Below are 20,145 nucleotides of genomic sequence, written 5' to 3'. Positions count from 1 at the left end.
GTAATCGAGGTTTTTACTGAAGTAAGCAGGAAAATTTAGCTGAGTTAATATTAAGAATGTATGTCTGACTTCATGTTGCGGGGATGAGTATGGAGGTTTAACTAAGGGACATTGCATGTAGAGGCAGATAGAAGATTTCTTTATTGACTATAGTCAATGAGAAAGCCTTTGTGAGCACCTAATTTTGATCGCATAAGAAACCATAAGCATATGAAAGACAATAAGGTTCTGTTATCTACACTTTGGGTGTTTGTCACCTTCAATTATTTGTATTGCGACTTGATTGGGTTGATGGATTCAAGCCTACTTACACAATACCTGACTGGAAATGTGGAGGGTTTAGTTATTGACGAAGCCTTTTTACTCTATGCGGGAATATTGATGGAGATTCCCATTGCTATGATTTTACTTTCAAGATTATTGAAAGAAAGGGTTAATGCCTGGTTTAATGTAGTAGCTGGTTTTATTAAGACTATAGTTATGATGTTCACATTGTTTATAGGAAACACAACCCAGTACTATCTTTTTTTTTCCCTTATTGAAATTAGTACAACCCTTTACATCATTTTTATAGGAGTAAAATGGCTCAGATCAATGCGCAGTTTTGAAGTTAATAGTTAACTTTTTTTGGTTGTCATTCTTTTTCTGATCCGACTTAATGATTCAGGTGTGATACCCAAATAACTGGCAATGTAGTACTGAGATATGCGTTGTAGTATATCAGGTTTATTCTTTACAAGATTTAGGTAGCGTTGTTCAGGAGAATCTGTTTGAAATGCATGCAGGAACTTTTGTTTTTCTGAAAAGGTTTTTTCCATAACGATTCTGGAAATGGTTTCGAACCGAGGGAAGACTTTAAAAAGTACCTGAGCTGATTCTTCATTTCCCGTAATAAGTTCGGTATCCTCAAGGCATATTAAAAAGTGGTCGGTAGTCTTATTTTCGTTAAAAGAATTTAAAGAAATGATCCACTCATTTTCTGCAAAGAAGTTAATAGTAAGATCGTTTCCTTCCAGTATTTTGTATTGTCTAACTAAACCCTTTACCACAAAGAAGGTGGTGTCATCTGCATCATTTTCTTTAATAACAATATCTCCTTTCTTGAAATGCTTAACAATTATGCTATCAAGAATAGTTTTCTCTTCTTCCGATGTGAAACCAGCAAAACTTGAAAAGTATTTAATAAGTGGATGCATCAAGTAAGATTACTTTCTTGTAAGGGCACTTGCCTTTCAAGTAACGATCGTGAAAGTAGAATTTTACTACGACATAGCAAAACTCGGAGATTGTCCTTGTTTATACTATGGCTTGTATGCTCCACCTTCCCTTAACCCACTTCAGCTGCTGTTTCCGATCTAAAAATGTCCATGCTACAAATCGACTTATCTTGTTCCCTTGTGCCATTGTGATTGTTTTAACTTCAACAGCTTGTACTTTTTCCAGCGCTGCATAAATGGTTTTAAGGTGATCGGATTTAGCAACCAATGAGGTAAACCAAAAACATGAAATAGCAAAGTTCTTACTTTCTAATATCATTTTTTGGATAAATCTTTCTTCTCCGCCTGCGCACCATAATTCATTACTTTTTCCACCAAAGTTTAAGGTTGGTTTGCTTACTTTTTTGTGATTAAGGTTACTCAATTTACGAAGTGTTCCCGCCTGGGCTTCTTCCAATGATGAGTGAAAAGGTGGATTGCAGATAGTAACATCGAAATAGTCATCTGGTTGAAGTATTCCTTTAAAAATATCACTCGCATTCTTTTGTAAACGTAGTTCTACTTTCCCTTGTAGAGAGACATTTTTTTCAACGATTGCAGTAGCAGCCTTTATGGCTTCGGGGTCCACATCTGATCCGGTAAAATGCCAGCCATATTCTGTATTGCCAATAATAGGGTAGATGCAATTCGCGCCAACACCAATATCCAGACATTTTATCTGATTCCCCATTGGAATGATTCCCTTATTGGATGCTGCCAACAGATCAGCCAAGTAATGTATGTAATCAGCTCTGCCTGGAATAGGCGGGCACAAATAGCCAGAAGGTATTTGCCAGTATTTAATATTGTAATAATGTTTTAGCAATGCTTTGTTCAACATCATGACTGCTTGCGGATCGGCAAAATCAATTGAATCATCCTTAAATTCGTTTAACCTAACGAAGACGGATAATTCAGGACAGGATTTGATTAGCATTGGAAAATCGTAACGCTGCCGATGTTTATTGCGTGGATGCAGAGATTTTTTTTCTTTAGGATGTTCTTTCTTTTTCGCTTGCATCGGTCTGCTAAGTTCTGTCAAATCAACTTTATGAGATCAGTAAGTTAAATGTAAATTTTTATATTTTATCCACTCTTATCCATTTCATACCTGCAGCTTCAGCAGCTTTTGTACCTGGCTCGCCATCTTCAAATACTATACACTTTAATGGATCAACACTGAGATCGTAAGCGGCTTTTAAAAAAGGATCAGGAGCTGGTTTTCCATGAGGCGTTTCACCTGCACACACCAATACATCAATAAGGTCAGTTAATCCCAATACTGAAAGTGTTTTTGAAACTGTTGAACGCGAACCACCGGATACTACACCTATCTTAATTCGGCCAACATGTTTTTTTAAATGTGCTACAACAAAGTCTACCGGCTCTGTATTTTCAATATACTTATTAACGAATATAGAGGATTTTTCTGCGGCAAAGGTATCTGGTAAATTAACCTGATAACGTTTACCGATTTCTTTCGCAACCAGTACGGTTGGCCAACCGGCTGTTTCGTCAATTATATTTATATCTAAATCAATACCATAATTAGAAGCTACTTCTTTGTAGGCAAGCTTGTGTGCCATCATATTTGCCGCTAACGTTCCATCGCAATCATATAAAAAGGCTTCATAATCACCTTTCGTCATTTCTTCAAGAATGTTCAATCTTTCAAAGCCAGTAGGATTCATTTATTTATTAATTAAGTATTACTGGTCTGATTATAATAAAATCAATAGACCTGTTTTGTGGGTTACGTAATTTATGACCAAAAGTAAATACTATTTTTTACATAGTATCCTTTTACATGTACTTTACTAATTTCTTTTGAAATTGAATTGAGTAAAACCTGATATGGATCATTATAAAACCCAAGAGATGAGAAAAGGATAAATTTTGACTAACCGTATCTCCAATTGTTACTATTTAGTTAGTATAAATGAATAGACATTTGAATTGCAACAAGAACAGGAAAGAAGTAATACGTTGAGTATGTATTTTTTAACGAGACCTTCCATGCATAAAAACAATAGCAAGATCGCTAAGTGTTTTACACCTACCAAGAAGCCTTATCTTTTCATATTAAGTATATGATTATTTTTTTTGCTTAATAGTAGATTTTTGAGTGTTCAATCATTTATTAGATGGAAGAGCCGTTACTAATTTACATGATTTTTAGTTCGGAATTTGACTTCTTAACAGATTATCGTAACCTTTTATTAAAGCTTTTAGGCCAGCAGCGCTAGCTTGTGGAGTAATGGTAATCTCAATTGAAGCGACTGTATGTTGATTTTCAATTTTGGACTCCGAAACAGTAGGAGAAAATGAAATAATAAGCTCATCATTTTCAACCTGAAGCTCCAGCGGAGTCTTGAATTTTACTTCTGAAACCTGAGCCATAGTAACAGGAACCAGGCTTATTAAGGGTACATGGGCATTGCGCATGGTTATTCCATTTGAACTTTGTTCAGGAAACTGGAGCGCAACTGTTTTTGCTCTTAGACTTTTAGCCAACTTGGTTGTACCTGGTTTGTCTTCATTTTCCAGAGCTTTTCTTGCTCCGGAAAAAGACTTTAAAGCCTGTTGTAGTACCTCTCTGGTTGGTTTAGTTTGTTGTAGAATTTTCTCTATCGAATCCAGCGCTTCATCAAGTGAAGCCTTCATTTCTTGGGATTCATCCGCATCCTCAAAATAGGTTTCTAATAATTTAAGATTCTCCTGCATCAGTGCCTCATTGGCTGACTGTACTGCTGAATGAATTACATTGATGAATTGATCAAACTTTACCATAGCGATATTTTTATTTATTTACTTTTTTACCATCTCTGAATTGAGTTTTTAGCTCATCGTATTTCTTCATTGTTTCTTTTGCCACTGAAATAGCCTCAGATGCAATGCCAATACTTGCCTTACAATTACCGCATGTAAATCGCATTCCCTGAATCAGCGCTTTATATTCTATTAGTATTGGTGTCTGACAAACCGGACACTGAATCGATTGTTCTCCAGTCATTTTATTATTTTTTAATTCTTAAAGGGTTTGATGATTTTTTTGTGAAGTATCTATAGGTTGAATGGCGTTGGTATAGATGTTAATTATCTCTAGCAAGCCTTTAGTCAGGGGCATAGTTCCAGCCTCTACCGCTATTCTAAACGATGAATTGTTTTCGTAAGACTGCTCTTGGTCCTCACCGCTAGCTCCCGGGCCTTTAGTTATTTTCCCGAGACATTCTAAGGAAGAGGGCTGGGCACTTATTTTATCACCTCCTTCATCAATCTCATCTTTATCAACCATATACTGAGAGGTGATCTCTACGTTAAAATCTATGTCCACATTTTCAATGCCTAACGCATTAATAGGAAAGATGGTAATCATAGGCAAGAAGAAGTCAGTACTAATCATTTTTAGTTCTGGGCCTTTTCCGGGTTTCGTTGCTGGTTCAAGAAATGATCGGGTAACAACCATTTTTAGCATGATGGGTTCATATGCACCATTATGATATTTAAAACATGCATCTAGCATTGTTCGAAGTTGTTCCTTGGACATCATGTTCTGAGCCCTAGCAATAGCTATAAGTGGTTTGCCAATAATGTCGTAGATGGGCAATCCTGCAAACTCGTATTTATAATTCTCCTTTTTAGCCATTCGTGATAATGTTAAGATTTAAAAAAAGGAATAGCCATTCCGTTGCCGGGTGGCTATTCGATATTCACCTTAAGGTGTTTGCTCAGGCATGGTATACGGCTCTATAGCCAGCGTAAATGCCTTGATGATCGTCTCCACTCCTTTAGGAAGTGGAAGTTGACCAGCATGAACATGTACAGTGTACTTTGCTGAGTTACTTTTCTCGTAATGCGTATTAAAGCTTGACGAATCTTTGGAGTCATAGCTTGCACTACCTTTTATAGTAGCTGACACAGGACCCCATCCTGCTTTAATCTCCCAAGAGGTATCCACAGAAACAGTTTTTTCCTGCTCCTGACTGGTTTCCTCACCATAGCTTGATTTAACTTCCATTTCAAAATTGATATCCACTTCATCAACGCCAAGAGAATTTAGCGGAATAATGGTAAGAATGGGTAAGTCAAATTTTGTTTCAATCGGTGTTACAGTGGGGGGTGCTCCGGGAGTAGCTCCCGGAGTTACAACCCCTCTAGTAAGCGACATTTTAATCATGATAGGCGCATAGTTTTTCGTCTGTGTATCATACGAAAAACAAGTGTCGAGCATGAATTTTGTTTGAGTCAATGCCATTGCTGAATTAGCTTTGGCAGCTGCATTTAGTGGACCACCGATTAAGTCTTCCATGGGCAACCCCGTGAAGGATTGGGCCATGGAGACAAGTTCCTGTTGTGCCATATTTTTGGTTGTTTTTTATCTTGCCTACTCTGATTGCTTTTCGGCTTCCGCATTTCAAAAGCTTTTGATGAGTCGAAGTACATTCAAAAAACTTTCAGCCTTAAGCATAGAAGTACTGGATTTTAAAAACAGGTATTTCTATCTGGTTTGAGCAGAGACCTTTATAAGATTCATAACGATGTCATAATACCAACCTGTAGTCCTACTTCCTTTGACGAAATATTTTGGGATGTCACCGAAGTTTACAATAGCACATCCACTATTGAGTTCATTATCAGAAGGACAATACTTATAGTCTTCACGCAATTGATCGTATGATCCCTTATACCCACCTTTTACTGCATTGGCGGCTTCAGCGCCTTTAAGCAAGTTGCCGGTAACAGCTTTTGTAATTTCATCCAGTCCGTTAGGAGCTAGAAAATAAACACCATAGAATTCATTACTACCTTCTCCGGCATGGTAATATTCAGGAGATGGCTTATAGATAGCCGGATTTACGGCTACATTCGTTTCCTCCAAAAACTCCTTAAGCGCACCATCGATAGGGTTTAGTACCTCTAATCCACCACCGGATAGACAATAATCTCCTCCGCCATTTAATGGCTGACCGTTCGGTATGATCGTGCCGCCTGGTTTGTTTTTGTTATGAAAGAAATAACCTTTAAGATTTTTTTTTGTGACGAGGATATTACCTTTCCCGTCATGAAAGCATGCATACACTTGTGCCATAGTTTTTAATTGTTTATTGATAAACGAAACTATGTATAGAAAAAAAATACTGTAAGGGTAAAAGTACCTGAAATGCAAACCAGTTACTTTTATCTGTTTTCAGGTAATTGCGGGCTAATTAATGAAACATTTAATCAACTGTATAAAGCCTGTGCCTAACTGCATACGTAACCAGACCAGCAGCATTTCTAGCTCCTGTTTTTTGTAAAAGATTGTTTCTATGACCGTTTACAGTTTTTATGCTAATGAAAAGCCGGTTGGCAATTTCTTCGGTCTTCATTTGTTCACAAATCAGTTGCAATATTTCAATTTCCCTCCTGGATAGTTTCTCATCATTATTTTTTAGTGTGTTCTTATTTTGGGTTTTTATGATTTTTACTTCTGACTGCTGAATTGCGCTTAGTGTGTAATTATTGATGAATGCACCTCTTGTATGTACAGCGAGAATAGCATCAATCACTTCCTGAGGATCCGCATCTTTAATTAGGTAACCATGTGCTCCATGACGAATCAAATCGGCTATAAAATTATGTTCATTATGAACGGAAAGAATTAAGATCTTTATATCCGGAAACTTAGAGCGCACTGTTTTAGTAACCTCCATGCCTCCATATGGATAATGATTTTTATCCTGTGGCAAGCATAGGTCTACTAATAGGACATCTGGGGTAGTTGAATGCTCGTTTAATTGCCTGTCTATGTCATATCCCACACCTGTTTCGAATACAACTGTTAGTTTTGGATTTGATTCGAGAATGGCTCGAATACCTTTTCTAAAGAGAAACTGATCTTCTACTAATCCAATTTTAATTTTTTCTGATTCTATCATGACTTCAATCATTTGGAATTGATACTTTTGAGTTAAATCCAGGTTGTTGTGATATAATATTGAATGTGCCACCAAGGGACGATGTTCTTGTCTCTATACTTTTTAATCCCAGACCTTTAGTTAACAATCCTTCAGCCAAACCTTTTCCATTATCCGAATAGTAACATGTTAGAAATTGACTTTCTAAACATAGAGACACACGAATGACATTTCCTTCTGCATGTTTAATGGTATTAGTAGTTTGTTCCGCAATTATTCTGAAAATGCCTAGCTCAATTTCTCTGGGTAATCGCGGAAAATTAGTTGGATAACTAAGCACAAAATCAATTGTATTTGTACTATTGATTTGATCACGGAATGACTCCAATGCTGCAATTAGACCATATCGTTCAAGGTGTGGCGGAAGTAATTCGTAACAAATTCTTCTGGTAGATGCGAGTGAAGAGGATAAAAGCTCTATCAGGTTGTTTATATGATGTGAATCATAAACTTGATTGACTGAAATTTTCTTACAGAGCATTAATGAAATAGAAAGTAAGGCTCCCAGTTCATCATGCATATCGTTTGAAATTCTTTTGCGTTCATCTTCTTGAATCTGAATGCTCCATCGAAGTAACTCATCTTTATGTTTCGATTTCATTTCTTCTTTTTCCAGAATCCGCTGATGAACATTTTTTCTGAAATTATAATTAAGGATGATTACACCACTAGAGATAATAATGATTACTCCAATTAGTGGGATCAGTGTTGATAGAAATGTTACTTGTGAGGCCTGATCCATAAACCTATTGTAAAGCAGGTATACATCACTAATGAAAAAAAGGCATGAAGAGTCCAGGTTAGTCGATTTAGGGTAACATCGAATTGGCTTGAAAACATGTCTCCAAAGTAAAAAATCAGAAGACTTGTAGAATTGTAGAAGAAAATACCTGAGTTAATCCAATTAAAACTTTTAGATAAGTTTGTGAATCGCTCTTTGCCTATAGTATCCAATAAAAAGTTAAATGTAAACAGCGAAATAATGATTAGTAGTATCGATTGTAATGTAAGGCTTGTAGAATTAAATGTAAAGATATCTTCTATCCAAATAGCGTTTACAATTGAAAACAAAACGAATAGTGCTATTGACCAGAAAATAATTCTGGAGTCGATGTATCCTTTAAGTAAGAGTGCATAAAAGCGCATCAAGAATATAAAACCAAGTGCTGTGTAAAGATGCAGCAAGGGCATATTGTTAATTCTCAAATACCATAATAGGGTGGAGATTGCTTGAATTGTAGCTGATAAAAATATATACTGTGCAAAAACTTTTAAAATGAGTGGCAATTGCAAATAAATCGTAACAGTATAAACTCCGATGAGTATAACCGGGACGAACGAAAATTTTATAAAACTCTCTGTAAGATCAGCCATCAATCATTAGTATTATGGAAGATACTGTTCCCGCACGTTGCCGGACAAGGCATAGTAAAGTCTAATACATAGCCTTCTCCCGATATGTCATCCGAGAATCGTTTCTTTTTGTAAAGGGGTACATCCACGCCAGGTTCATTCTTACAAAAACTGGCTCCACGAACAGCAGATATAAACAGTTTAAAAGTGCTATCTGCACTAACGCCTAGATATACTCTTACTGCCAGCGTGTCTCGAGTTATCGAATTTACTTTTGGTAGCGAATATCCCATTGCTTGAAGTAGATCAATGCCTGGTATTGTGTATGAAACAATGGGAACTTTTCCGAAGTGCTTTTTTGCAAGTTCACTATATCTATTAATAGAAACATAGGCACTATCGATGGAAACAGTGTCTAAAGCATTTTTGGGAAGAACGCATTGCGGTTTTTCTTTTTGTTCGCAGCAAAAGCAAACAAAAACAATTAAACAGCAACTTAAAATGTTAGCGGTAGTGAAAGATTTGGTCATAGCAAGGTTTGTATTATTGACAATCAATGTAGACAGATCAGATTTCGTTAAATCGAATACCTTAAAATTAAGGTGCGACAATAATATCAATGGATATTATTGAATTAGATGATAATCAAGTATATAGACTTGATGTAAGGTCAATTTTGTAAACTCAGAATAAGTACTTTTACCTATGAATCTTAGCACAATTAGCATGCAGATTGTTTTATGCAAGAAGTTCTTATATAGCTTAAGATGTGGCACACAACATGCTTGAATGTTCACCTACTTGAATATTGAAATAACTGGTTTTAACCATGTACTCCAGTAATATGGAAAAGCGTCATCTTTTATTATTTATATATACAAGCTATCATAATTTTAATGTTTCCGGCTTCCGTCCTATGATATCTTTAAATCTTCTAATAAGTTTATATACCACCAGATTTAAAGGGAAGTCAGTATTGGTTTGATCGATTATACTTAAAGACTTGAATTGTGTTAATAAAAAAAGGCGCCTCATCAGCGCCTTTAGGTTTATTATATACTTTTTATATACTTTCTATTAGGTAAGAGGCGTTTCAGTCTTTGGTTCTTCAGCAGGTACGTGTTCTACTGGTTTATCTGTTTCTGTTTCAGGTGTCACTTCTGTTTTTCTATCAAAGTCTCCGTTGGTGAATTGCTGGTAAGTTGTTAGCTTTTCAAAAGGACGTTTACCAATTAATCTTTCTAAATCTGATTGGAACAGAATCTCTTTTTCTAACAACTCTTTCGCTAGTATCTCTAATTCATTTCTGTGCTTTAATAAAAGTGACTTAGTACGTTCATAGGCATCGTCAATAATACGCTTCACCTCTATGTCAATCTTTTCTGCTGTTGCCTCTGAGTAAGGTTTGTTGAAATTATACTCAGATGCTTTAGAATCATAGAAAGACATATTGCCAATCGCACTGTTCATTCCGTAAACAGTAACAATGCTGTACGCCATTTTAGTTATGCGCTCCAAGTCACTGAGTGCTCCTGTTGAAATCTTACCGAAGATGATGTCTTCTGCGGCACGTCCACCAAAAGTCATACACATGCCATCAATCATCTGCTCTGTCTGATACAAGAACTGTTCCTTAGGCAAATACTGGGCATAGCCCAAAGCGGCAACACCGCGAGGTACAATACTTACTTTCACCAAAGGATCGGCATGCTCGAGGAACCAACCTGCTACTGCGTGACCAGCTTCGTGATAAGCAACGATCTTTTTCTCTTCGGGAGAAATAATTTTTGTTTTCTTTTCAAGTCCCCCAATTACGCGATCAATCGCATCCTGGAAGTCTTGCATGTCAACTGCTTTCTTGTCTCTTCGTGCTGCAATCAAGGCAGCTTCATTACATACGTTGGCAATTTCGGCACCAGCAAAGCCAGGGGTTTGAGCTGAGAGTTTTTTCGCATCTACACTTGCATCTAACTTAATAGGTTTCAAGTGTACTTTGAAAATAGCTTCACGGCCTACAACATCTGGTTTGTCAATACTAATCTGTCTGTCAAAACGACCCGGACGTAGTAAAGCGCTGTCTAATACATCCGGACGGTTAGTAGCCGCCAGAATAATAACACCAGAGTCAGTAGCGAAACCATCCATCTCTACAAGTAATGAGTTTAAGGTGTTTTCACGTTCGTCATTTGCGCCTGGCATTTGACCACGACCACGTGAGCGACCTATGGCATCAATCTCATCAATAAATACAATACAAGGCGCTTTCTCTTTTGCTTGCTTGAATAAGTCGCGTACACGTGCTGCACCTACACCAACAAACATTTCTACGAAGTCAGAACCTGAAAGGGAGAAGAAGGGCACGCCCGCTTCACCTGCAACCGCTTTCGCTAACAATGTTTTACCAGTACCCGGAGGGCCAACTAATAAAGCACCTTTGGGAATTTTACCCCCAAGCTTTGTAAACTTAGCTGGTGTTTTTAGGAAGTCAACAATCTCTTTAATTTCTTCTTTTGCTTCTTCAAGACCTGCTACATCCGCGAAAGTGATTTTCACTTTGTTGTCAGCATCGAATAAAGCAGCCTTAGATTTTCCAATGTTAAATATCTGACCACCTGGACCACCACCGCCAGTCATTCTGCGCATAAGCATCCAGAAACCGATCAATACTAGGAATAACAAACCCCAGTTGAAAAATATGCTGAAGTAATCATCACGCTTTTCAACGGTATAAGCAATTTTTTCTGCAGCCGGCAGTCTGTCATTTAGTTCCTGAAACTCTTTTTCGAAACCCTCGATTGAACCGATGTTGAGTTTATAGTGTGGACCATTGGCTGTAACACCCATGGAATTCTCGTCCAATTCTGATTTGTATTTAGTGTTTTGAAGGGCTTCAGCCTTAAGCGTAATTTCAACGTATTCGAGGTTTTTGATTAAAACAACTTTTTTAACATCGCGGGCACTAACCATGCTTTTAAACTCTAGCATGTCAGTTTCTTTAAGCGTGTTAGCATTGTTTACGTACATGAGTCCAATCACCAAGGCAATAGTGCCCAGGATTACCCATAACTGATAATTGCCTTTAGGGCCGCCTCCCTTAGGAATAAGGGGAGGTTTATTGTTTGGATTGTCGGACTCTTTCTTGTTATAAGCCATTTTTTAAAAATTAGATGTCAAGTGAATAACGATTAACTCTTTTATTAGTTCTAAGCCTTGTCTTCTATTTCGGTAATCTCTGCATCACCCCATAGTCGCTCCAAAGCAAAAAATTCGCGCTTGTCTTTTCTGAACACATGCACCACTACATCAATGTAGTCGAGAAGTACCCACTCTTTATTGCTTTTACCTTCAGAATGCCAGGGATTTTCTTTCAGAGCCTTATATACCTCAACATCAACGGAATCGGCAATAGCGTCCAATTGCTTGTCGCTGTTACCGGAGCAAATCACAAAGAAATCAGCCACCGCATTTTTTACCTTTCGCAAATCCATGACAACTATGTCGTTCGCTTTTTTCTCTTGCATGCCCTTCACGATAATTTCGCTTAATTTTTCAGAGGCAGCTCCGTTTCTTTTTTTAGCCATTCGGCAGATTTATATTTTGATTTGAACAATTTGCAAAGTTAACTTAAAATAACCGTGTATAAAACCGTAGAAAACACGCTTTTTATAGGAAAAAAGATAGTCTTTGTCCCTACTTGTACCTCTACTAACGATCTGGCCATTAAGCTTTTGCAGCAGCCAGCAGCAGTTGAGGGTACAATAGTCGTTACAGATAGCCAGACTGCCGGTCGCGGACAAAGGGGTAATCAGTGGCAGACGGAACCCGGACAAAACCTGACTTTATCTATAATTTTAAAACCAGTATTTCTTGCTATAAAGGATCAGTTCTACCTGACCATGGTTACTGCACTGGCGACATATGATTTTTTAAAGACACAGTCACCAATTCCAGCACAAATTAAGTGGCCCAACGATATCCTTATTGGTGGTAAGAAAATGGGTGGCATACTGATCGAAAACCAATTGCAGGGCGATAGCATATCATCTGCTGTTATTGGTATTGGACTCAACATTAACCAGAAAGATTTTGTCTTCCACACGGCCACATCCCTGAGTCTTGTAGCACAACATGATTTCACTTTACAGGAAATCTTTGCTCTATTACTCTCACACATAGAGTCGCGTTACCTCATGCTGCGTAATGGCCATCATGATACTTTGAAAAGAGATTATCTCCAAAACCTCTTTCAACTTAATGAATCGGCTAATTATCTGCATAATGATCAACAATTCACAGGCATCATTCGTGGTATTGATGCATGGGGCAAATTGATAATAGAAACTGAGCAGGGGATGGAGAGTTTCGATTTGAAGGAAGTTAGTTTTTTGTAGAAGCTTTTAATGGTGGTTTCAAGCTCCAGGCTACAAGCTTCATGCTGGTAGTTTTGGTTGTAATAATCTAATACAAATCCTTATTTTCTAACATCTAACATCCAGCCTCCAACATCTAGCTTCGAACATCTAGCATCCACTCACATCACAAGCCTCACCTGTCGCGGCTATTTTACTTCCGATCTCTTCAATGGCTTGCTTAAATGTATCTGAAGGCTGCGCACCACTTATGCCATACTTACTATCAATAATATAAAAAGGCACACCACTTACACCCAACTTCTGCATTTCTGCTTCGGCCAATTCTACTTCTGCCAATCCTTCATCCCCAGCTAAAAGTGTTTTTATTTTTTCAGCATCAAGTCCAACACTACTGCCTACTTTAATTAGATTTTCTTGTTTTGAAAGGTCAACACCATCAGTAAAATATGCTTTAAGAAAAGCTTCCTTAACTGCTAATTGCTTGCCTTCTTTTCGTGCGAGTTCAATAATGCGATGGGCATCTCGTGTGTTAGGCGAAACCAATTGCTTATCAAAGTTGAAGTTTAGCCCTTCAGTAGCCGCTACATCGGTGACTTGCTTTGTTATTTGTTGGTAGCGAGCTTGATCACCAAACTTTTTAGTTAAATACTCTTTTTGGTTGGCACCTTCCAAAGGCATTGAAGGGTTTAGCTCAAAGGGGTGGTAGGTTATTTCGAAATTGTATTTGTCTGACAAATCTTCTATGGCTTTCTCAAGTCTACGCTTGCCTATATAGCACCAAGGGCACACAACGTCAGAGACTACATCAATTTTAACAGTGGTTTTGTTGAGCATTTCAATCTTATTCATCCAATTACAACTTTTGCCATTAAACAGTTGAACACCTGGATTAGTTCAACAGTTTGGGCAATACTGGCTTTGTATTATCTTTGTAGATTATCTTGAAAATCATCAAATAAAACAACAAATGATAGTTGATTCAAAAGCAAAATTTAAGGTTAAAGACCTTTCACTGGCCGAATGGGGCCGTAAAGAAATAAAATTGGCTGAAGCAGAAATGCCTGGACTTATGGCATTACGCGATGAATTTGGTAAGCAAAAGCCTTTAAAGGATGCCAGAATCGCGGGATGTTTACACATGACCATTCAAACGGCTGTTTTGATTGAAACTTTAGTTGAACTGGGTGCAGAAGTTACCTGGTCTTCTTGTAATATCTTCTCTACACAAGATCACGCTGCTGCGGCTATTGCTGCTGCAGGTATTCCTGTTTATGCCTGGAAGGGTATGAACGAAGAGGAGTTCGACTGGTGTATTGAACAAACTTTGCATGCCTTTAAAGATGGTAAGGCTTTGAATATGATTTTGGATGATGGTGGTGATTTAACCAATATGGTTTTAGATCGCTATCCTGAGTTAGTAAAGGATATCCGTGGTATTTCTGAAGAAACTACTACTGGAGTTCACCGCCTGCAAGAGCGCGCTAACAAAGGAACGTTACCTCTTCCCGCTATTAACATTAATGACTCTGTTACTAAATCTAAATTTGACAACAAGTACGGCTGTAAGGAATCATTGGTAGATGCTATCCGCAGGGCTACCGATGTGATGATGGCTGGTAAAGTTGCTGTTGTTGCCGGTTATGGTGATGTGGGTAAAGGATCTGCTGCCTCTTTGCGTGGTGCAGGTTGCCGCGTGATTGTAACAGAGATTGATCCGATCTGTGCCTTACAAGCTGCAATGGATGGATTTGCTGTTAAGAAAATGGACGATGTTGTAGGTGAGGTTGATATTGTGGTAACCACTACTGGTAACCGCGACATCGTGGTAAGCCGTCATTTTTTAAAAATGAAAAACAATACAATCGTGTGTAACATTGGTCACTTCGATAATGAAATTGATGTTGCTTGGTTACGCAAGAATGGTACATGGGATACTGTTAAACCTCAGGTAGATTTAGTGCAACTTAGCAATGGCAACCAAATCATTTTATTGGCTGAAGGCCGTTTAGTGAATTTGGGTTGTGCTACAGGTCACCCTTCATTCGTAATGTCTAACTCATTTACTAATCAAACGTTGGCTCAACTTGAGTTATGGAACAACGTGGGTAAGTATGAGAATAAAGTATACATGTTGCCTAAGCACTTAGATGAGAAAGTTGCACGTTTACACTTGAAGAAAATCGGTGTGGATTTGGATATTCTTAGCAAAGATCAGGCAGATTACATTGGCGTGGAAGTAGCAGGACCATTCAAGCCTGATTACTACCGTTACTAGGCATTTATTCATTCAACTGAATAAAGAGCATTTCAAAGAAAGACCTTGCACAACATGTGCAAGGTTTTTTTATTCTGTTATTTTTGTATAAAACAAAGACCCATGAAAAAAATTATAACAATTGTACTGCTTGCCTGTGTAATGGTAGCAACTGGTTTTACAAGTCGTCAGTCAAATACCGAATTTGTTTGCCAAAAGGTATTGAAGGCAAAAAATGAATGTCACTATAATTTTTTGGTTGATGGTGGTAAGTTCCGCTACGTAGATATTGGTTGCAGACGCAAGAAGGATGATGTAATTAAAAAAGTAATGGATGGCGAAATTCCATTGGCCAAAGACTGGAAGATTGAATGTCCGATGCCGAAGAAAGAAGACCTTTGATAATGTGCTGATTCGTTGATTAGTTGATTAGTTGATGTGATGATTGATTTGAAGATTTGTGAATTTGGTGATTTGACAATGAAACCAAGATCATTTAAATAAACCATCTTGGTACGCATTGTATACAGAAGTAAATTTCTTCTTTATATTGACATGAAGACTTTAGATTATCATTCGCAAATTGACCACTATCAATTGTCCTTTGTTAACTGAATTTAAGAATGCCTCATTCTACGTTCGAAGAATGGGCGTAATACAGCACGATCTAAGATAATAAAGCCCAGTACCATATTAATGAGTACTATAATATTCACAATCCATTTACCGCTAATAGATACACTTGGCAAAGGTTGTTTAATGTATTTGCCAACTAATCCTGTCTCATTGTTCATATTCAATGCAGTAGATCCATCAAACACTCCTGATTGCACCAGCATTACTGCCAGAAAAGAAACCACTATTACACCAACTAATAAAAGAATACCATTGCGCATAGATAATGTGTAGCTCTGCGGTGATTCCTTAATCCTGCTCATTACATTGTTAGTAAAAGAGGGCGAAGGTTCTGTCAGGCGCAGTGTCTTTAAGCTGCCTTCAAGTAAGCGCTGCTCTTCCACCATTTTTTGGAGAAGAGGTGACTGACGCATACTTTCTTCAAACAATTTTTTTTCCTCAATAGTCATGAGACCATCCAGGTAGTCGAAAAGTTTTTGATCGCTATCGTTGAAATCCTTTTTCATTTCTTTTACAAAGATAGAGCTTCTTGGTGTAATATTCCTTTTAGTTCCTCAGCCAGTCTGTGTCTGGCTCTGTGTATTCTCACCTTTACCGTGTTGGCGGGGGTGTTAGTAATATCTGCTATTTCTTCCAAAGAAAATTCCTGTAGGTAGAATAACGTTATCGCTACTCGATCAGCTTCATTTAGTTTGGCAATGGCTTCTTCAATAAAACGCTTCTTGTCATTTTTCTCCAAAGCATCCTGGTGGTAGCCAATGTGCACGTTGTCAATGCTCTGCATCTTAACTTTTTGCTTACGCTTATAACTGATGGCGGTATTGAAAACAATGCGGTATAGCCATGTAGAAAATTTAGCATCACGGTTAAACCCAGCCAGGTATTTAAAGGCCTTTACAAAAGCATCCTGAGCAGCTTCTTCAGCATCAGACTTATTTTCCAGCACGCGTAACGCCAGCGAATAAACATAGCTCTTATGCTTATTCACTAGTTGCGCATATAGGTGTTGTTCTCCCGCTAGTATGCGAATAATAAGTCCTAAATCCGGATCGTTAATCATGTCAACTAAAACAATTTAACATTATTGCTTCAGACTTTGATTATTTACTTTCCTCTTTTTGCTTTTTCTCTTCTACAATGTAAGCCAAACCTAGGCCGGCACCGCCAAGTATAAAGAGCATAGCGAAATAGCCAACTTCCTCCATGTGATAGTGCATATCAAGAAAGTAGCCAAAGAACAAGCCCAAGCCCACACCAATTAAAAGAAGAGAAGCGCGAAGCGGAAAGGAGGTGTTGCGCATCTTTTTGATGTTAAAAAACTCTGGGCTTACGCCTTTTTCAATCATTGCCAATCGCTCAACATTTTCTTGCTTACGCAGATACATGATCATGATTACAATACAAATAACAGAGATGATGGGAATGAATACTGCAATTACTTCGGTTGCCATAAAACTTTATTTAAGTGAATTTGCCCCTATGACGCAGGGTTTTTAACTCAGGTTACAGGGCAATTACAATTGTTTTTTTACATATAGCTTCGAGCTTCTAGCCTCGAGCTATAAGTTTATCTTGTCCAGAAATGCCCAGCATAGTAAGAAAATGATAATAATTGAAGCCAGGTCTAAAATTAGCCCTGCCTTAATCATATCCTTCATTTTAATATGGCCACTGGCAAATACAATAGCATTAGGTGGTGTTGAAATTGGGAACATATAGCCTGAACTGGCCGCAAAAGTTACGGGCAGGCCAAGTAGTATTGGGTTCATATCGAAACCCTCTGCTACAGCAAACACCACCGGGATAAAAATAGTGACAAGTGCTACATTACTCATCAATTCGGTAAGCACTACTGTAAGTGTAATAATTCCCAGTAACAAAGCCCACTTACTGATATGGTTAGCAGAAGAGATTGTTTCGCCAATTGTTGTAATTATGCCTGTGCTTTCCATCCCTTTAGCCAGACAAATTCCCCCACCAAAAAGAAGCAATATAGACCAGGGTAAGCGTTTGGTGTCGTCCCAGTGTAATAGAAACTCATGTTTGGCAAAATTAGTCGGAACCAAAAACATGAGCAGGCCGCCACACATGGCCACATTGGTATCATTAAGTATTTCTTTTCCCAACAATTGATTAATGGGCAGTTGTAATATCCAGCCCGAGGCTGTAAGTACAAATACAATAAGCACGCGCTTTTCCGCCAGGCTTAGCTTACCCAAACCGCTTAATCTCTGCTGAATAAGAAAGTCAGAACCCTGCACCTGTTTCAAACGATTTGGATAGAGTAGGTGTACAATAAAGAGGTAGCAGGAAGTTCCTAACAGAATGGCTACTGGTAAACCGATCAGCATCCATTTGCCAAATTCCATATCATTATTGTAGAGCTGTTTGGTAAAACCTGCAAATACTGTATTGGGAGGAGTGCCAATAACAGTTGCCATACCACCGATACTCGCCATATAACCGATACAGAGCAGAAGCCCCAGGGCAAAATTGCGTTCTTGTTTATCAGAGGCGATTTCACCTTCTGCACTACGGGCCTTTCTAAGTAATTCAATTACAGAAACCGCAATGGGTAACATCATCATGGCAGTGGCTGTATTGCTAATCCACATGCTTAGTATACCGGTCGATAATGAAAAACCGAGAATAATACCATTACCTGAAGTACCGGTAAGTTTAATCAGGTTTAGTGCTATACGCTCATGCAGTTTGTGTTTTTCAAGACCGAGTGCAATCATAAAACCACCCATGAATAAAAAGATAGAACTGTTGGCATAGGGTATGGCTGACTCGGTCATGTTCATTACACCGAATGCTGGAAAGAGTACGAGTGGGAGTAATGCCGTGACTGCAATAGGAGCGGCCTCGCTTATCCACCAGCAAATCATCATAGCCATGAGTGCAATTACAAAGGGCGCTGTTGGGGAAATAAATTGACTAGGCAGCAGCCAAAAAATAAGTAGAAAGAGAAGGGGGCCAGCTATGAAGCCAATCTGTTTGTAACGTGTAGTCGCGTTCATCACGGTTACAAAATAGGTATTTATATACCACTGACGCACATGTAAAATAAAAAAGTCCTTCCGTGGGGCAGAAGGACTGATAATACCTTGGGGCTAAAATCTATTAGTAGTTATTAGCTGGCTTAGGGTTGGCTGGCTTTACTACGATAACGCGGCCGTCAAGCTCTTTTTCGTTTAGCGCAGCAATAGCCTGAAGCGCTTCATTATCGTTTGGCATTTCAACAAAACCAAAACCCTTAGAGCGTTTGGTGTCGCGATCCAATACAATTTTCGCAGATGAAACCTCTCCAAACTGTTCGAAAGCAGCTTGTAAATCTTCCTTGCGTGTCTTGAAGTTCAGCTTTGCAACAAAAATGTTCATGATAGAAAGATAATTAAGTGATGATTAAACACGGTTCAAAATCCGTTGCCGTAATCTTGTTCCTTCACCAAATATAATGAAATATTTGAATTACAAAGGATTAATTGAGGGACGATGAATACCCTTTTTTAGTTAAAAACAGCCTGATACACCACCAATGCCGGGCTTTTGCTAATTAAAAAAGCAGTTGTTCCTTGTCAGGAGAAATGGCCAGACTTACATTATTTTTTAGTATTACATGGTGCCCGCTATTTTTCGAGATTTCTAATAAATAGTCTTTGTTAATAATGCTTTGCTTAGAAATTCTAACAAAGCGCTTGTCAACTACAAGCATATCTTCATAGTGCTTCAGGTTTTTGCTAACCAATACCTTTTCTCCACCACTCAGGTTAAACTCTGAATAGGCGCCCTCACCTTTAATGAACATGATATTATTGAGTTCTACAAAGTAGGTTCTGTATTTAGTGATAAGGGTGATTCTTTTATTTTCAGTATGCTGTAGATTGTGCCTTAATTGAGTTAGTTCAGTTGTGTTTTTCTTTTCAAGTTTTTTATAACGCTCAATCGTGTCTCTTAGTTTCTCAGCCTTTATTGGTTTTAGCAGGTAACCTACGGCCGAAAGATCAAATGCTTGTACGGCATATTCGCTATAGGCAGTTGTAAAAATGATATGGAAGTCTACATCTTCGTCATTAAAGAAATCCAATAATTCCAAACCGCTGTGTCCTGGCATCTCTATATCAAGAAACACCAGATTTGGTTTCTCCTTTCTTATGGTTCTTATTGCTTCGGGCAGATCGCCACATTCAGCCAGAATTTCAACTTCAGGGCAGTGCTCTTTGAGTAACATACGAAGGAGGCTTCGCACATTTATTTCATCGTCTACAAGAATGGCAGTAATCACAAGGTAAAGGTAATAGCGTTCTGTTTTT

25 protein-coding genes are annotated in these 20,145 nt (G+C 38.1%); 4 read left to right on the top strand and 21 right to left on the bottom strand.

Annotated elements, in window-relative coordinates; translation table 11 throughout:
- Nucleotides 1-210 precede the first annotated feature (210 nt).
- Nucleotides 211-621, top strand: coding sequence for a DUF6326 family protein (locus SanaruYs_RS08380; RefSeq protein ID WP_127122108.1), 411 nt, complete (start codon nt 211-213; stop codon nt 619-621).
- Here SanaruYs_RS08380 and SanaruYs_RS08375 read toward each other — a convergent pair.
- From SanaruYs_RS08375 to rsfS, 14 genes are all read right to left on the bottom strand, one after another.
- Complete coding sequence (locus tag SanaruYs_RS08375; RefSeq protein WP_127122107.1) at nt 618-1,196, bottom strand: Crp/Fnr family transcriptional regulator; 579 nt, start codon at nt 1,194-1,196, stop codon at nt 618-620. The two genes, SanaruYs_RS08380 and SanaruYs_RS08375, sit on opposite strands and share 4 nt — an antisense overlap.
- Before the next feature lie 100 nt (nt 1,197-1,296).
- Entirely contained in the window at nt 1,297-2,277 is a 981-nt protein-coding gene (gene rlmF, locus SanaruYs_RS08370) for a 23S rRNA (adenine(1618)-N(6))-methyltransferase RlmF (RefSeq protein WP_127122106.1), read from the bottom strand.
- A 58-nt stretch (nt 2,278-2,335) separates the two neighbouring features.
- Nucleotides 2,336-2,947: an HAD family hydrolase gene (locus tag SanaruYs_RS08365; protein WP_127122105.1), complete on the bottom strand. Its 612-nt coding sequence runs from the start codon at nt 2,945-2,947 to the stop codon at nt 2,336-2,338.
- A gap of 484 nt (nt 2,948-3,431) precedes the next feature.
- A complete protein-coding gene (locus SanaruYs_RS08360; protein WP_127122104.1) occupies nt 3,432-4,046 on the bottom strand; it encodes a hypothetical protein in 615 nt (204 codons plus the stop codon).
- A gap of 10 nt (nt 4,047-4,056) precedes the next feature.
- The gene (locus SanaruYs_RS08355) at nt 4,057-4,269 is read right to left on the bottom strand and encodes a hypothetical protein (protein ID WP_127122103.1); all 213 of its coding nucleotides are present in this window, start codon (nt 4,267-4,269) and stop codon (nt 4,057-4,059) included.
- Between the two features lie 18 nt (nt 4,270-4,287).
- The gene (locus tag SanaruYs_RS08350; RefSeq protein WP_127122102.1) at nt 4,288-4,902 is read right to left on the bottom strand and encodes a DUF2589 domain-containing protein; all 615 of its coding nucleotides are present in this window, start codon (nt 4,900-4,902) and stop codon (nt 4,288-4,290) included.
- 69 nt (nt 4,903-4,971) lie between these two features.
- Complete coding sequence (locus tag SanaruYs_RS08345; RefSeq protein ID WP_218022403.1) at nt 4,972-5,616, bottom strand: DUF2589 domain-containing protein; 645 nt, start codon at nt 5,614-5,616, stop codon at nt 4,972-4,974.
- 138 nt (nt 5,617-5,754) lie between these two features.
- On the bottom strand, nt 5,755-6,345 hold the full coding sequence (locus SanaruYs_RS08340; protein WP_127122101.1) for an NUDIX hydrolase: 591 nt from the start codon (nt 6,343-6,345) through the stop codon (nt 5,755-5,757).
- Nucleotides 6,346-6,475: 130 nt separating this feature from the next.
- Complete coding sequence (locus tag SanaruYs_RS08335; RefSeq protein WP_160118616.1) at nt 6,476-7,174, bottom strand: response regulator; 699 nt, start codon at nt 7,172-7,174, stop codon at nt 6,476-6,478.
- Between the two features lie 4 nt (nt 7,175-7,178).
- Nucleotides 7,179-7,955, bottom strand: coding sequence for a sensor histidine kinase (locus tag SanaruYs_RS08330; protein ID WP_127122099.1), 777 nt, complete (start codon nt 7,953-7,955; stop codon nt 7,179-7,181).
- Nucleotides 7,934-8,587, bottom strand: coding sequence for a hypothetical protein (locus SanaruYs_RS08325; protein ID WP_127122098.1), 654 nt, complete (start codon nt 8,585-8,587; stop codon nt 7,934-7,936). Before SanaruYs_RS08325 ends, SanaruYs_RS08330 begins: the two co-directional genes overlap by 22 nt.
- On the bottom strand, nt 8,587-9,096 hold the full coding sequence (locus SanaruYs_RS08320; protein ID WP_127122097.1) for a hypothetical protein: 510 nt from the start codon (nt 9,094-9,096) through the stop codon (nt 8,587-8,589). Before SanaruYs_RS08320 ends, SanaruYs_RS08325 begins: the two co-directional genes overlap by 1 nt.
- A gap of 547 nt (nt 9,097-9,643) precedes the next feature.
- On the bottom strand, nt 9,644-11,719 hold the full coding sequence (gene ftsH, locus SanaruYs_RS08315; protein WP_127122096.1) for an ATP-dependent zinc metalloprotease FtsH: 2,076 nt from the start codon (nt 11,717-11,719) through the stop codon (nt 9,644-9,646).
- 50 nt (nt 11,720-11,769) lie between these two features.
- Complete coding sequence (gene rsfS, locus SanaruYs_RS08310; protein ID WP_127122095.1) at nt 11,770-12,147, bottom strand: ribosome silencing factor; 378 nt, start codon at nt 12,145-12,147, stop codon at nt 11,770-11,772.
- Between the two features lie 54 nt (nt 12,148-12,201).
- On the opposite strand from rsfS, the gene SanaruYs_RS08305 reads away from it, so the two are divergent.
- Nucleotides 12,202-12,957 (top strand): biotin--[acetyl-CoA-carboxylase] ligase, encoded by a 756-nt coding sequence (locus SanaruYs_RS08305; RefSeq protein WP_160118615.1) that lies wholly within the window; start codon nt 12,202-12,204, stop codon nt 12,955-12,957.
- A 129-nt stretch (nt 12,958-13,086) separates the two neighbouring features.
- Here the strand turns inward: SanaruYs_RS08305 and SanaruYs_RS08300 are convergent, their stop codons facing one another.
- Nucleotides 13,087-13,788 (bottom strand): DsbA family oxidoreductase, encoded by a 702-nt coding sequence (locus SanaruYs_RS08300; RefSeq protein ID WP_127122093.1) that lies wholly within the window; start codon nt 13,786-13,788, stop codon nt 13,087-13,089.
- A 118-nt stretch (nt 13,789-13,906) separates the two neighbouring features.
- Here SanaruYs_RS08300 and ahcY point away from each other — a divergent pair, with 118 nt between their 5' ends.
- A complete protein-coding gene (ahcY, locus tag SanaruYs_RS08295; RefSeq protein ID WP_127122092.1) occupies nt 13,907-15,214 on the top strand; it encodes an adenosylhomocysteinase in 1,308 nt (435 codons plus the stop codon).
- A gap of 102 nt (nt 15,215-15,316) precedes the next feature.
- Nucleotides 15,317-15,595 carry a hypothetical protein gene (locus SanaruYs_RS08290; protein ID WP_127122091.1) on the top strand — a complete coding sequence of 93 codons (279 nt, stop codon included), beginning with the start codon at nt 15,317-15,319 and terminating at the stop codon, nt 15,593-15,595.
- A gap of 215 nt (nt 15,596-15,810) precedes the next feature.
- Here SanaruYs_RS08290 and SanaruYs_RS08285 read toward each other — a convergent pair whose 3' ends face one another.
- From SanaruYs_RS08285 to SanaruYs_RS08260, 6 genes are all read right to left on the bottom strand, one after another.
- On the bottom strand, nt 15,811-16,335 hold the full coding sequence (locus SanaruYs_RS08285; RefSeq protein WP_127122090.1) for a hypothetical protein: 525 nt from the start codon (nt 16,333-16,335) through the stop codon (nt 15,811-15,813).
- A gap of 5 nt (nt 16,336-16,340) precedes the next feature.
- Nucleotides 16,341-16,889, bottom strand: coding sequence for an RNA polymerase sigma factor (locus tag SanaruYs_RS08280; protein ID WP_127122089.1), 549 nt, complete (start codon nt 16,887-16,889; stop codon nt 16,341-16,343).
- Nucleotides 16,890-16,929: 40 nt separating this feature from the next.
- Nucleotides 16,930-17,280 (bottom strand): DUF6249 domain-containing protein, encoded by a 351-nt coding sequence (locus SanaruYs_RS08275; protein WP_127122088.1) that lies wholly within the window; start codon nt 17,278-17,280, stop codon nt 16,930-16,932.
- A gap of 108 nt (nt 17,281-17,388) precedes the next feature.
- Entirely contained in the window at nt 17,389-18,852 is a 1,464-nt protein-coding gene (locus SanaruYs_RS08270; protein WP_127122087.1) for an SLC13 family permease, read from the bottom strand.
- Nucleotides 18,853-18,955: 103 nt separating this feature from the next.
- Nucleotides 18,956-19,213: an RNA-binding regulator gene (gene rbp / locus SanaruYs_RS08265; RefSeq protein ID WP_127122086.1), complete on the bottom strand. Its 258-nt coding sequence runs from the start codon at nt 19,211-19,213 to the stop codon at nt 18,956-18,958.
- A gap of 175 nt (nt 19,214-19,388) precedes the next feature.
- Complete coding sequence (locus SanaruYs_RS08260; protein WP_127122085.1) at nt 19,389-20,117, bottom strand: LytR/AlgR family response regulator transcription factor; 729 nt, start codon at nt 20,115-20,117, stop codon at nt 19,389-19,391.
- Nucleotides 20,118-20,145 lie beyond the last annotated feature (28 nt).

It is taken from the genome of Chryseotalea sanaruensis, assembly GCF_003990915.1.
In the GTDB taxonomy this organism is placed as follows: Bacteria; Bacteroidota; Bacteroidia; order Cytophagales; family Cyclobacteriaceae; genus Chryseotalea; species Chryseotalea sanaruensis.
The sequence above is the reverse complement of the archived record's forward strand: the minus strand, read 5'-3'. Positions and strand labels throughout refer to the sequence as shown.